This window comes from Pseudomonas sp. FW305-20 (assembly GCF_058788075.1).
Genome location: NZ_JBYTAJ010000049.1, coordinates 18,392 through 31,066, shown reverse-complemented (window position 1 = coordinate 31,066; position 12,675 = coordinate 18,392). Strand labels below are relative to the sequence as shown.

Here is a 12,675-nt window from a genome sequence, read left to right as displayed (position 1 = left end):
CTGCTGGGGCGGGTGGCGCGGGTTCGAGTATGGGCGGGTTGGCGCCAACGGTATCGAACAGCATCGGAATTTGCTCCTGGTCACCGTCCTCGACCGTTTCGGTGAGCAAGGGCGGTTGCAGGTTGTCGTCGCCGAGCAATTGACGGATCGACTCAAGGTCGTCCAGCAGGTGCGCGGACTTTTGCAGCGGTTTTGGAGTGTCCATCGAAATGCTCAGAGTCGCTGTAAACGGTGATCTTGCAAAGGATAGCCCTGTTCGCGGTAGAAACGGAAACTCTCCCGCGCAGCCGTACGAATCGTCGGATCTTCCACCACCACTTCCGCCACTCGGGCGAACTTGTTGGCGAATGCCGGGACTTTCAGGGCGAGATTGACCAACAGGTCCTGATGCGGACCGCAGTCATCGCCAAAGCCCAGCACAATCAAGCTGTCCGGCTCATTTTCAGCGGGGCCGTGGGGCACGAAGCTTTCGCCCTTGAAGGTCCACAAACGCGCATCAAGATCGTCACGCTGGGCGGCATCGCTGCAATGCAGGTAGATGCGGTGGCCCATGCGCCAGGCTTTTTCGGTGAGTTTGCAGGCAAAATCCAGCCGCGCCGAAGGATCGGCGCTAGGCAGGATATAGAAGTCGACTTTGGTCATTGCGGTTCCTGAGCTTCAAGTGGCATCACCCGAGAGTGATGCCATCGGAAGTCATCGGTTTCAGGCTTTGGCGCGGTCCAGCAGGTATTGGGTCAGCAATGGAACCGGACGGCCAGTGGCGCCCTTGTCCTTGCCGCCGCTGGTCCAGGCCGTGCCGGCGATGTCCAGGTGCGCCCAGTTGAGGTTCTTGGTGAAGCGCGACAGGAAGCAGGCCGCGGTGATGGTGCCGGCTTTCGGACCGCCGATGTTGGCGATGTCGGCGAACGGGCTGTCCAGCTGTTCCTGGTACTCATCGAACAACGGCAGTTGCCAGGCGCGGTCGTCGGCGGATTGGCCAGCGCTCAGCAGTTGGCCGATCAGTTCGTCGTTGTTGCCCAATAGGCCCGACGTGTGGGAACCCAATGCAACGACGCAAGCGCCGGTCAGGGTCGCGATGTCGATCACCGCTTGCGGCTTGAAGCGCTCGGAGTAGGTCAGGGCGTCGCACAGCACCAGACGGCCTTCGGCGTCGGTGTTGAGGATTTCCACGGTCTGGCCGCTCATAGTGGTGACGATGTCGCCAGGGCGCGAAGCGTTGCCGCTCGGCATGTTCTCGGCGCAAGCCAGGATGCACACCAGGTTGATCGGCAGTTTCAGCTCGAGCACCGCACGCAGCGTACCGAATACGCTGGCAGCGCCGCCCATGTCGTACTTCATTTCATCCATGCCGGCGCCCGGTTTCAGGCTGATGCCGCCGGTGTCGAAGGTGATGCCTTTGCCGACCAGTGCATACGGCTTCTCGGATTTCTTGCCGCCGTTGTATTGCATGACGATCAGGCGTGGTGGCTGGGCGCTGCCCTGGCCGACGGCGTAGAACGAACCCATGCCCAGGTCCTTGATCTTCTTCTCATCAAGGACTTCGACTTTCAGGCTCTTGAATTCTTTGCCCAGGTTCTTCGCTTGCTCACCGAGGAACGTCGGGTGGCAGATGTTTGGCGGCAGGTTGCCCAGGTTACGGGTGAACGCCATGCCGTTGGCGATGGCGGTGGCGTGGGCCACGGCGCGCTCGACTTCAGCTTGTGCAGCCTTGATGGTCACCAGGGTGACTTTCTTCAGGCTGCGAGGCTCGGCTTTCTGGCTCTTGAACTGATCGAACGTGTATTCGCCGTCCACCAGGGTTTCGGCCAGCAGGCGGGTCTTGCCGTAGCTGTCACGGCCTTTGACCACGACTTCGTCCAGGGCCAGCACGGCGTCGCTGCCGCCCAGGCCTTTAAGGGTGTTGAGGATGCCGGCGATGATTTTGCGGAACGGGCGGTCGCCCAGCTCTTCGTCTTTGCCCACGCCTACCAGCAGCACGCGTTCAGCCTTGAGGTTCGGCAGGCTGTGCAACAACAGGCTTTGACCGACTTTGCCCGCCAGGTCGCCGCGCTTGAGCACAGCACTGATGGCGCCGCCGCTCAGTTCGTCGAGTTGTTTGGCAACAGCGCCGAGCTTGCGGCCTTCGCCGACGGCGACTACCAGAGTGGCGGTTTTCAACGTTTCTGGGCTAACGCTTTTTACAACCAGTTCCATGTCCGGGTCCCTGAATTAATGGTCAACACGCAAGAGCTCGACAGCATGCATTCGAGCTTGCTTATAAATAGAAAGACGCAGGTCACGGCCCGCGACAAAGGCCGCAGTTTGAACCTCGTGCCCCGAGCCTGACAACCCTCGGTCGTACGATCTTCAGCGCTTTACCCGCCTGCTTGAGCATGCGCAGTGACAGGCGCACCCAATCACAGGATAATGCGCCAACTTTTTCGGCGGCTCTGCCCTGCGGGCCGTCTGATACGTTTGCTTGTTTGGCCGCCTTAGCCTGACAACCCTGGAGTGTCTGGTTTGATTGTCTTCCGTTACCTGTCCCGCGAAGTCCTGTTGACCTTGAGCGCCGTCAGCGCTGTGCTGCTGGTCATCATCATGAGCGGTCGCTTCATCAAGTACCTCGCCCAGGCGGCCTCTGGCCTCCTGGATCCGGGCTCGCTATTTCTGATCATGGGCTTTCGCCTGCCGGGTTTCCTGCAGTTGATTTTGCCTTTGGGCCTGTTTCTCGGAATCCTGCTGGCCTACGGTCGCCTGTACCTTGAAAGCGAAATGACGGTGCTGTCTGCCACCGGCATGAGCCAGCAGCGTCTGTTTGCCATGACCCTTTTCCCAGCCACCCTGGTCGCACTGGTGGTGGCATGGCTGAGCCTGAGCCTGGCGCCACAAGGTGCCAATCAATTCCAGTTGCTGCTGAACAAGCAGGATGCCCTGACTGAGTTCGACACTCTCGAGCCGGGTCGCTTCCAGGCGCTGCGTGACGGGACGCGGGTGACCTACACCGAAACGCTGTCGGATGATCGCATCAACCTCGGCGGCGTGTTCATTTCGCAGAAAAACGTCAATTCGGAGAAGAAGGATCGCGGGATTTCCGTGCTGGTGGCCGAGAGTGGCCGTCAGGAAATTCGCCCCGACGGTAACCGTTACCTGATTCTCGACAACGGTTATCGCTATGACGGCAATCCGGGGCAGGCCGACTACCGGGCGATCAAGTACGAGGAGTACGGCGTACTGCTGCCCAAACCGGACGTCAGCGACGAAGTGACCGACCGTGATGCAATGACCACCGGTTCCCTGATTGGCAGTGATGACATTCGCTCCCGCACCGAGCTTCAGTGGCGTCTATCCCTGCCATTGCTGGTCTTCATCGTGACCCTCATGGCGGTGCCGCTGTCGCGGGTCAATCCGCGTCAGGGCCGTTTCCTCAAGCTGTTGCCGGCGATTCTTCTATATATGGCTTACCTGTCCATCCTGATTGCCGCTCGCGGCGCCCTTGAAAAGGGCAAGATCCCGCCAGCTCTGGGGTTGTGGTGGGTGCATGCAATCTTCCTGGTCATCGGCCTGGGCTTGCTCTATTGGGAACCCCTGCAGTTGAAGCGGGCGAGTCGCCGCAGCGCGCTGGAGGTGGCTCGTGGATAAGCTCGATCGCTACATTGGCAGCAGCGTGTTCGTGGCCATTCTGGCGGTGCTGGGGATCATTCTCGGTCTGGCGACGCTGTTCGCGTTTATCGATGAGATGGGGGATGTCAGCGATACCTACACCTTGGTCGATGTGTTGAGCTATGTCCTGCTGACCGCGCCGCGTCGTCTTTACGACATGTTGCCGATGGCTGCACTGATCGGTTGCCTGATCGGCCTCGGCAGCCTGGCCAGTCACAGCGAACTGACCATCATGCGCGCTGCGGGCGTGTCGATCGGTCGCATCGTCTGGGCGGTCATGAAGCCCATGCTGGTCCTGATGGTGGTGGGTGTACTGATCGGCGAATACGTAGCGCCGGCCACCGAAGTCACCGCTCAGGCCAATCGCTCCCTGGCTCAGGGCGGCGGCGATGCGCAGAGCGCCAAGCACGGTTTGTGGCATCGCCAGGGAGATGAGTTCATTCACGTCAACTCTGTGCAACCGAACGGCCTGCTGTACGGCGTCACCCGTTATCGTTTCGACGATGAGCGGCATATGGTCTCTTCCAGCTTCGCCAAGCGGGCGGAGTTCGATCAGGATCATTGGCAGTTGAGCGACGTCACCACCACGCTGTTCCATGAAAAGAGCACTGAAGTGGTTACTACCCCGGTCGAGCGCTGGAATGTCGCCTTGAGTCCGCAGCTGCTGAGCACCGTGGTCATGTCGCCTGACACGCTGTCGATCAGTGGTCTGTGGGGGTACATCCACTACCTGGCGGACCAGGGCTTGAGCAATGGTCGTTACTGGCTGGCATTTTGGGTCAAGGTGTTGCAACCGCTGGTCACCGCCGCGCTGGTGCTGATGGCGATTTCCTTCATCTTCGGTCCGTTGCGCTCGGTGACCCTCGGTCAGCGAGTGTTCACTGGCGTGCTGGTGGGCTTCACCTTCCGCATCGTTCAGGATTTGCTCGGTCCTTCGAGCCTGGTCTTCGGTTTCTCGCCACTGTTTGCGGTGCTTGTTCCGGCAGGTGTTTGTGCCTTGGCCGGGCTCTGGTTGTTGCGTCGGGCCGGTTGATCAAGGGTTTCCCTTGCCCTTGATGGTCACTCGAAACGCCCCTGTCGCAAGACCGGGGCGTTTTTGTATCCGCCGTCTGACCTGCGAACGTGACGCTTGCGCCGTGGATCAGGTACAATTCCCGGCTATTTTTCGGCGGGCTATGCCTGCAGCCTTTTTGAGTGTTGATCCGTGAGTGATTTGAGTCATATCCGCAATTTCTCCATCATCGCCCACATTGACCATGGCAAGTCGACGCTGGCCGATCGCTTCATCCAGATGTGTGGCGGCCTTGCCGAGCGCGAAATGGAAGCCCAGGTTCTGGACTCCATGGACCTGGAACGTGAACGCGGGATCACCATCAAGGCCCACAGCGTCACCCTGTATTACACCGCTCGCGATGGCATCAAGTACCAGTTGAACTTCATTGACACCCCGGGCCACGTCGACTTCACCTATGAAGTCAGCCGGTCGCTGGCGGCCTGTGAAGGTGCGTTGCTGGTGGTCGATGCCGGTCAGGGCGTTGAAGCGCAATCGGTAGCCAACTGCTACACCGCGATCGAGCAAGGCCTGGAAGTGATGCCGGTCCTGAACAAGATCGACCTGCCTCAGGCCGATCCGGACCGCGTGAAAGAAGAAATCGAAAAAATCATCGGCATCGATGCCACCGACGCAGTCGAGTGCAGTGCCAAGACCGGTCTGGGCGTCGACGAAGTACTGGAGCGTCTGGTCAAGACCATTCCTGCGCCGACCGGCAACTACGAAGATCCGCTGCAAGCGTTGATCATCGACTCCTGGTTCGACAACTACCTGGGCGTTGTTTCCCTGGTTCGCGTGCGCCACGGTCGTGTGAAGAAGGGCGACAAGATCCTGGTCAAGTCCACCGGCAAGATCCACCTCGTGGACAGCGTCGGTGTCTTCAACCCGAAACACACCGCCACCGTTGACCTGAAGGCCGGCGAAGTAGGCTTCATCATCGCCGGCATCAAGGACATTCACGGGGCACCGGTCGGTGACACCCTGACCTTGAGCTCCACGCCGGACGTCGACGTGCTGCCAGGCTTCAAACGCATTCAGCCGCAGGTGTACGCCGGTCTGTTTCCGGTCAGCTCCGACGACTTCGAAGACTTCCGTGAAGCGCTGCAAAAGCTCACGCTCAACGACTCGTCCCTGCAATACACCCCGGAAAGCTCCGACGCACTGGGCTTCGGCTTCCGTTGCGGGTTCCTCGGCATGCTGCACATGGAAATCATCCAGGAGCGCCTGGAGCGCGAGTACGACCTGGACCTGATCACCACGGCGCCGACGGTAATTTTCGAGCTGCTGCTGAAAACCGGAGAAACGATTTACGTCGACAACCCGTCGAAGCTGCCTGACCTGTCCTCGATCGAAGACATGCGCGAGCCGATCGTGCGGGCCAATATTCTTGTGCCGCAAGAGCACCTGGGCAACGTCATTACCCTGTGCATCGAGAAGCGTGGTGTCCAGCACGACATGCTGTTCCTCGGTACCCAGGTTCAAGTGACCTACGATTTGCCGATGAACGAAGTGGTCCTGGACTTCTTCGACCGTCTGAAATCCACCAGCCGTGGCTATGCTTCGCTGGATTACCATTTCGATCGTTATCAATCGGCTAATCTGGTGAAACTGGATGTGCTGATCAACGGTGACAAGGTCGACGCCCTGGCGCTGATCGTGCACAAGGATAACGCGCACTACAAAGGTCGCCAGCTGACCGAGAAGATGAAAGAACTGATTCCACGCCAGATGTTCGACGTCGCGATCCAGGCCGCCATTGGCGGGCAGATCATTGCGCGGACCTCCGTCAAGGCACTCAGAAAGAACGTATTGGCCAAATGCTACGGCGGTGACGTTAGCCGTAAGAAAAAACTGCTGGAAAAGCAAAAGGCCGGTAAGAAACGCATGAAGCAAGTCGGTAACGTGGAAATTCCACAAGAAGCCTTCCTTGCAGTGCTCAGGTTGGATAGTTAGGTCCTATGTCACTAAATTTCCCGCTGTTGCTGGTCATCGCCGTGTTCGTCTGCGGCCTGTTGGCGTTGCTCGATCTGCTGTTCCTGGCGCCACGGCGCCGGGCTGCCATTAACTCTTACCAGGGTAGCGTCAGCCAGGCTGACATGGTGGTGGTCGAGAAACTGAACAAAGAGCCGCTGCTGGTCGAATACGGCAAGTCGTTCTTCCCGGTGTTGTTCATCGTACTGGTGCTGCGTTCGTTCCTGGTGGAACCGTTCCAGATTCCTTCCGGCTCGATGAAACCGACCCTGGACGTCGGCGACTTCATTCTGGTGAACAAGTTTTCTTACGGGATCCGCTTGCCGGTGATCGACAAGAAAGTCATCGAAGTCGGTGATCCACAGCGTGGCGATGTGATGGTGTTCCGCTACCCGAGCGATCCGAACGTCAACTACATTAAACGTGTGGTGGGCCTGCCGGGTGACCAGATTCGTTACACCGCCGACAAGCGTCTGTTCGTCAACGGTGAGTCGGTTGCCGAACAACTGGTCGGCTCCGAGCCGGGCACGTTGGGCAGCGCTGAGCTCTACAAGGAAAAACTCGGCGTCGCTGAGCACCAGATCCGCAAGGAAATGAGCCGCTATCGTGCATCGCCGGACCGTACATGGACCGTGCCTGCCGGGCACTACTTCATGATGGGCGACAACCGCGACAACTCGAACGACAGTCGCTACTGGGATGACCCGAGCATTCCCAAGGATCTGCTGGGCATGGTTCCCGACAAGAATATCGTCGGCAAGGCCTTCGCAGTCTGGATGAGCTGGCCAGAACCTAAACTCAGTCACCTGCCGAATTTCTCGCGGGTTGGCCTGATCAAGTAATCACACACGGCGCTGTTGAACACAGCGCCGAATGCATTTCTGGAACCGGCACAATCGGCGCCAGAAGCATGAAAACAATGATATTCAGGACGTAATTTTTGAACACAGCGTTAATTGTCCCAAGCCTGCGCAGACTCTCGGCGATGGCGGTGGAATCCAGCCACGAACTCAGCGTGGGTAAACCGTGAGCGTCTCCTTAAGCCGTCTCGAGCGTCAGCTCGGTTACACCTTCAAGGATCAGGAACTGATGGTCCTGGCCCTGACTCACCGCAGCTTTGCCGGGCGTAACAACGAACGCCTGGAATTCCTCGGTGATGCCATCCTTAACTTTGTCGCTGGCGAGGCGCTGTTCGATCGCTTCCCGCTGGCCCGCGAAGGTCAGTTGTCGCGCTTGCGCGCACGCCTGGTGAAAGGCGAGACCCTGGCCGTACTGGCTCGTGGTTTCGATCTGGGCGAATACCTGCGCCTGGGTTCCGGTGAATTGAAAAGCGGCGGTTTTCGTCGCGAGTCGATTCTGGCCGATGCCCTTGAAGCGCTGATCGGTGCGATCTACCTGGATGCCGGCATGGACATGGCACGCGAACGCGTGCTGGCCTGGCTGGCCGGGGAGTTCGAAGGCCTGACGCTGGTCGACACCAACAAAGATCCAAAAACCCGCCTGCAAGAGTTCCTGCAGTCGCGCGGTTGCGAACTGCCACGTTACGAAGTGGTGGATATCCAGGGTGAGCCGCATTGCCGGACGTTCTTCGTCGAATGTGAAATCACCTTACTGAATGAAAAAAGCCGAGGTCAGGGTGTGAGCCGTCGTATTGCCGAACAGGTAGCGGCCGCTGCAGCACTGATTGCCCTGGGCGTGGAGAATGGCCATGACTGATTCAACTGCAACTCGCTGTGGCTATGTCGCCATCGTTGGCCGTCCCAACGTGGGCAAGTCCACGCTGCTGAACCACATCCTCGGTCAGAAGCTGGCGATCACCTCGCGCAAGCCTCAGACCACTCGCCACAACATGCTCGGCATCAAGACCGAAGGCGCCGTGCAGGCGATCTACGTCGACACCCCCGGCATGCACAAAGGTGGCGAGAAAGCCCTGAACCGCTACATGAACAAGACCGCTTCGGCGGCGTTGAAAGACGTCGACGTGGTGATCTTCGTGGTTGATCGCACCAAGTGGACCGACGAAGACCAGATGGTCCTCGAGCGCGTCCAATACGTGACCGGCCCGCTGATCGTGGCGCTGAACAAGACTGACCGCATTGAAGACAAAGCCGAGCTGATGCCGCACCTGACCTGGTTGCAGGAACAGTTGCCGAACGCGCAGATCATGCCGATCTCGGCCCAGCACGGGCATAACCTCGAAACGCTGGAGCGCGTGATTGCCGGTTACCTACCGGAAAACGATCACTTCTTCCCGGAAGACCAGATCACCGACCGCAGCAGCCGCTTCCTCGCCGCTGAACTGGTACGCGAGAAAATCATGCGCCAGATGGGCGCCGAACTGCCGTACCAGATCACCGTCGAAATCGAAGAGTTCAAGCAGCAGGGCAAAACCCTGCACATCCATGCCTTGATCCTCGTCGAGCGCGACGGCCAGAAGAAAATCATCATTGGCGACAAGGGCGAGCGGATCAAGCGCATCGGCACCGAGGCACGCAAGGACATGGAGTTGCTGTTCGACTCCAAGATCATGCTCAACCTCTGGGTCAAGGTGAAAGGTGGCTGGTCCGACGATGAGCGCGCCTTGCGTTCGCTGGGTTACGGCGACCTGTAACACCGGTTCCTGAGACACCGAAGTACCCTGTGGGAGCGAGCCTGCTCGCGATAGCGGTCTGCCAGTCAACATCAATGTTGAATGTCAGGTCCTCATCGCGAGCAGGCTCGCTCCCACATTGGTTTTGGGTGGTTTATAAATCTGTGCTGACTCATTGAGAACCCTGACTTCCATGTCTCAAACCCCCATCGGCCAACCCGCCTACGTCCTCCACTCCCGCGCTTATCGCGAGAACAGCGCATTGGTGGATTTCCTCACGCCGCAAGGCCGGCTGCGGGCGGTGTTGCGCAGTGCGCGGGGCAAGGCCGGGACGTTGGCGCGGCCGTTCGTGCCGCTGGAAGTCGAGTTCCGTGGCCGTGGTGAACTGAAGAACGTCGGTCGCATGGAAAGCGCTGGCGTCTCCACTTGGCTCAACGGTGAAGCGCTGTTCAGCGGTCTCTACCTCAATGAGCTGTTGATTCGGCTGCTGCCGTCCGAAGACCCGCATCCCGCTGTCTTCGATCACTACGCCGCGACCCTGCTTGCGCTGGCCGAAGGTCGTCCGCTGGAACCGTTATTGCGTTCCTTCGAATGGCGGCTGCTGGATGACTTGGGTTACGGCTTCGCCTTGACCACCGACGTCCATGGCGAGCCCATCGCGCCGGACGGTCTTTACCGTCTGCAAGTGGATGCGGGGCTTGAACGGGTCTATCTGCTGCAACCCGGTCTGTTCAATGGTACCGAGCTGTTGGCCATGGCCGATGCAGATTGGTCTGCCCCCGGTGCGCTATCGGCAGCCAAGCGATTGATGCGTCAGGCACTGGCGGTTCATCTGGGCGGTCGTCCCTTGGTGAGTCGCGAGTTGTTTCGCAAGCCCTGATCACCCCGTATGCTGTGCACCGAACTTTCCCTTCTTCAGGAGCGCTTCCGTGACCACCAGCAATCGCATTCTTCTTGGCGTGAACATCGACCACGTTGCCACTCTGCGTCAGGCCCGGGGCACGCGCTATCCAGACCCGGTCAAGGCTGCGCTGGACGCGGAAGAGGCGGGCGCTGACGGCATCACCGTGCACCTGCGCGAGGATCGTCGACACATTCAAGAGCGCGACGTGTTGCTGCTCAAGGATGTGCTGCAAACCCGCATGAACTTCGAAATGGGCGTCACCGAAGAGATGATGGCGTTCGCCGAGCGCATTCGTCCGGCGCACATTTGCCTGGTGCCGGAAACCCGTCAGGAGCTGACGACCGAAGGTGGTCTGGACGTGGCGGGGCAGGAGGCGCGGATCAAGGCGGCGGTGGATCGTCTGTCAAAGATCGGCTGTGAAGTGTCGCTGTTCATTGATGCTGACGAGCAGCAGATCGCAGCGTCCCGTCGGGTGGGTGCGCCGGCTATCGAGCTGCATACCGGTCGTTACGCCGATGCCGAGACGCCGACCGAGGTGGCTGAAGAGCTCAAGCGTGTGGCGGATGGCGTGGCGTTTGGCCTGGCCCAAGGTTTGATCGTCAACGCGGGTCACGGTCTGCACTACCACAACGTTGAAGCTATAGCGGCGATCAAGGGCATCAACGAGCTGAACATCGGCCACGCGCTGGTGGCTCATGCGTTGTTCGTCGGGTTCAAGTCGGCGGTGTCTGAAATGAAAGCACTGATCCTGGCCGCCGCCGCCAAAGCCTAAAGCCAAACACAAAACACTGTGGGAGCGAGCCTGCTCCGGGCGGCGTTCCGACGATAGCGGTTTTACAGGCAACATTTTTGTTGAATGTTAAGAAGCCATCGTCGGAACGCCGCCCGGAGCAGGCTCACTCCCACATTTTGATTGGGGTCAGGCTTTAAAGCTGTGGGGTTTCCTGAGTCGGCTTGGTCTTGTCGACCCCCGGCACATGCAGGTTGCCCTCGGCGACCTGATTGCCTTCCAGCTGCGGCTGCGTCACCCACGTCAGGATGTCGTAGTAGCGGCGGATGTTCGCCACGAAGTGAACGGGTTCGCCGCCACGGGCATAGCCGTAACGGGTTTTGCTGTACCACTTCTTCTCGGACAAACGCGGCAGGATCTTTTTCACGTCCAGCCACTTGTCCGGATTCAGACCTTCCTTGGCCGCCAGTTTGCGCGCGTCATCCAGATGACCGCTGCCAACGTTGTAGGCCGCCAGTGCAAACCAGGTACGATCCGGCTCCTGGATCGACTCGTCCAGCTGTTCCTTCATGTAGGCCAGGTACTTGGCGCCACCCATGATGCTTTGTTTGGGGTCCAGGCGATTGGACACGCCCATGGCCTGCGCAGTGTTCTGGGTCAGCATCATCAGCCCGCGCACGCCGGTCTTCGACGTGACGGCTGCTTGCCACAGCGATTCCTGATAGCCGACCGCGGCCAGCAAGCGCCAATCGACTTTCTCTTTCTTGGCGTACGTCTTGAAGTGCTGTTCGTATTTGGGCAGGCGTTGCTGCAAGTGTTGGGCGAAGGTGGTGGCGCCCATGTAACCCAGCACATCGACGTGCCCGTAATAGCGGTCTTTCAGCCGTTGCAGGGTGCCGTTTTTCTTCACCTTGTCGAGGTAGTCGTTGATCTCGTTGAGCAGGCTGTTGTCGTCGCCAGCGGCCACCGCCCAGCTCTGGTTGCTGGCGTCACCGAGGTCGAAGGCTACCCGCACCTTAGGGAAGTAGACCTGGTTCATCGCGACTTCGTTTGAGTCCACCAGGGTCAGGTCAATCTGATCTTCATCGACCATGCGCAGTAAGTCGACGACTTCAACAGCGTCGGACTCTTCGTATTCGATGCCGGGATATTTCTTTTTCAGCTCCGCCAATTGCTCGGCGTGGGTGCTGCCCTTGAGCACCATGATCTTCTTGCCCACCAGGTCCTTCGCGTCGGTCGGCCGCGATTGGCCGTTGCGATAGATGACCTGTGGGGTAACTTCGAGATAGGAGTGGGAAAACCGCACCTGCTTTTTACGTGCTTCGCTGCTGACCAGGCCGGCAGCAGCGATCACCGGGCCGTTGGGCTTGCCTACCTGATTGAACAGGTCGTCGAGGTTGTCGGCGGTTTCGATTTTGAGTTCCACCCCCAGATCGTCGGCGAAGCGCTTCACCAGCTCGTATTCGAAGCCGGTTTCACCGTTGCGATCCTGAAAGTAGGTGGCGGGGCTGTTTCGGGTAACCACCCGCAGCACGCCATCCTCCTTTACGCGCTCCAGCGTGTTGGGTTTATCAACACAGCCACTGAGCACTAGGAAGAGTCCGGTTGCGATCAGCCATTTGGCGAACCGCGGACGCAAAGCCGTTGGGGAAAACATCTGCGCAGTATACGCAAAGGACCACGAGCGCCATATCTCGACAGCGATGGGCTTGTCTGCTAGGCAACTGAAAACCGCTCATGAGCCCGCAGGAATGGGCCCGGACAGCATTTTGTGACAGAAAAAATAACGC

At 59.2% G+C, this 12,675-nt stretch carries 11 protein-coding genes and 1 pseudogene; 8 read left to right on the top strand and 4 right to left on the bottom strand.

Annotated features, from left to right (window positions below):
- From AC3WP4_RS26935 to AC3WP4_RS26925, 3 genes and pseudogenes are all read right to left on the bottom strand, one after another.
- A pseudogene (locus AC3WP4_RS26935) lies at positions 1-205 on the bottom strand (DNA polymerase III subunit chi); the annotation flags it as partial.
- A gap of 8 nt (positions 206-213) precedes the next feature.
- Positions 214-642: a DNA polymerase III subunit chi gene (locus AC3WP4_RS26930; protein ID WP_074879961.1), complete on the bottom strand. Its 429-nt coding sequence runs from the start codon at positions 640-642 to the stop codon at positions 214-216.
- A gap of 60 nt (positions 643-702) precedes the next feature.
- Positions 703-2,193 carry a leucyl aminopeptidase gene (locus AC3WP4_RS26925; protein ID WP_102616548.1) on the bottom strand — a complete coding sequence of 497 codons (1,491 nt, stop codon included), beginning with the start codon at positions 2,191-2,193 and terminating at the stop codon, positions 703-705.
- A 306-nt stretch (positions 2,194-2,499) separates the two neighbouring features.
- On the opposite strand from AC3WP4_RS26925, the gene lptF reads away from it, so the two are divergent.
- The 8 genes from lptF (at position 2,500) to pdxJ (ending at position 10,927) form a co-directional block, all read left to right on the top strand.
- Positions 2,500-3,618, top strand: coding sequence for an LPS export ABC transporter permease LptF (gene lptF, locus AC3WP4_RS26920; protein ID WP_102616549.1), 1,119 nt, complete (start codon positions 2,500-2,502; stop codon positions 3,616-3,618).
- Positions 3,611-4,672 carry an LPS export ABC transporter permease LptG gene (lptG, locus tag AC3WP4_RS26915; RefSeq protein WP_074879952.1) on the top strand — a complete coding sequence of 354 codons (1,062 nt, stop codon included), beginning with the start codon at positions 3,611-3,613 and terminating at the stop codon, positions 4,670-4,672. Before lptF ends, lptG begins: the two co-directional genes overlap by 8 nt.
- A 171-nt stretch (positions 4,673-4,843) precedes the next feature.
- Positions 4,844-6,643, top strand: coding sequence for a translation elongation factor 4 (gene lepA / locus AC3WP4_RS26910; RefSeq protein WP_008151572.1), 1,800 nt, complete (start codon positions 4,844-4,846; stop codon positions 6,641-6,643).
- A 5-nt stretch (positions 6,644-6,648) separates the two neighbouring features.
- A complete protein-coding gene (lepB, locus tag AC3WP4_RS26905) occupies positions 6,649-7,503 on the top strand; it encodes a signal peptidase I (protein ID WP_074879949.1) in 855 nt (284 codons plus the stop codon).
- A 184-nt stretch (positions 7,504-7,687) separates the two neighbouring features.
- The gene (gene rnc, locus AC3WP4_RS26900; RefSeq protein ID WP_033053426.1) at positions 7,688-8,377 is read left to right on the top strand and encodes a ribonuclease III; all 690 of its coding nucleotides are present in this window, start codon (positions 7,688-7,690) and stop codon (positions 8,375-8,377) included.
- The gene (gene era, locus AC3WP4_RS26895) at positions 8,370-9,272 is read left to right on the top strand and encodes a GTPase Era (protein WP_008151577.1); all 903 of its coding nucleotides are present in this window, start codon (positions 8,370-8,372) and stop codon (positions 9,270-9,272) included. The genes rnc and era overlap by 8 nt, the downstream gene beginning before the upstream one ends.
- 172 nt (positions 9,273-9,444) lie before the next feature.
- A complete protein-coding gene (recO, locus tag AC3WP4_RS26890; RefSeq protein ID WP_074879946.1) occupies positions 9,445-10,131 on the top strand; it encodes a DNA repair protein RecO in 687 nt (228 codons plus the stop codon).
- Between the two features lie 49 nt (positions 10,132-10,180).
- Positions 10,181-10,927 carry a pyridoxine 5'-phosphate synthase gene (pdxJ, locus tag AC3WP4_RS26885; protein WP_102616550.1) on the top strand — a complete coding sequence of 249 codons (747 nt, stop codon included), beginning with the start codon at positions 10,181-10,183 and terminating at the stop codon, positions 10,925-10,927.
- A gap of 154 nt (positions 10,928-11,081) precedes the next feature.
- On the opposite strand, the gene mltF is transcribed toward pdxJ, so the two are convergent.
- Positions 11,082-12,542: a membrane-bound lytic murein transglycosylase MltF gene (mltF, locus tag AC3WP4_RS26880; protein WP_074879938.1), complete on the bottom strand. Its 1,461-nt coding sequence runs from the start codon at positions 12,540-12,542 to the stop codon at positions 11,082-11,084.
- Between the last annotated feature and the right edge of the window lie 133 nt (positions 12,543-12,675).

Coding starts and splice junctions, on each gene's coding strand:
- AC3WP4_RS26930 (WP_074879961.1), bottom strand. CDS start 642: ATGACCAAAGTCGACTTCTATATCCTGCCTAGCGCCGATCCTTCGGCG.
- AC3WP4_RS26925 (WP_102616548.1), bottom strand. CDS start 2,193: ATGGAACTGGTTGTAAAAAGCGTTAGCCCAGAAACGTTGAAAACCGCC.
- lepB (WP_074879949.1), top strand. CDS start 6,649: ATGTCACTAAATTTCCCGCTGTTGCTGGTCATCGCCGTGTTCGTCTGC.
- era (WP_008151577.1), top strand. CDS start 8,370: ATGACTGATTCAACTGCAACTCGCTGTGGCTATGTCGCCATCGTTGGC.
- recO (WP_074879946.1), top strand. CDS start 9,445: ATGTCTCAAACCCCCATCGGCCAACCCGCCTACGTCCTCCACTCCCGC.
- mltF (WP_074879938.1), bottom strand. CDS start 12,542: ATGTTTTCCCCAACGGCTTTGCGTCCGCGGTTCGCCAAATGGCTGATC.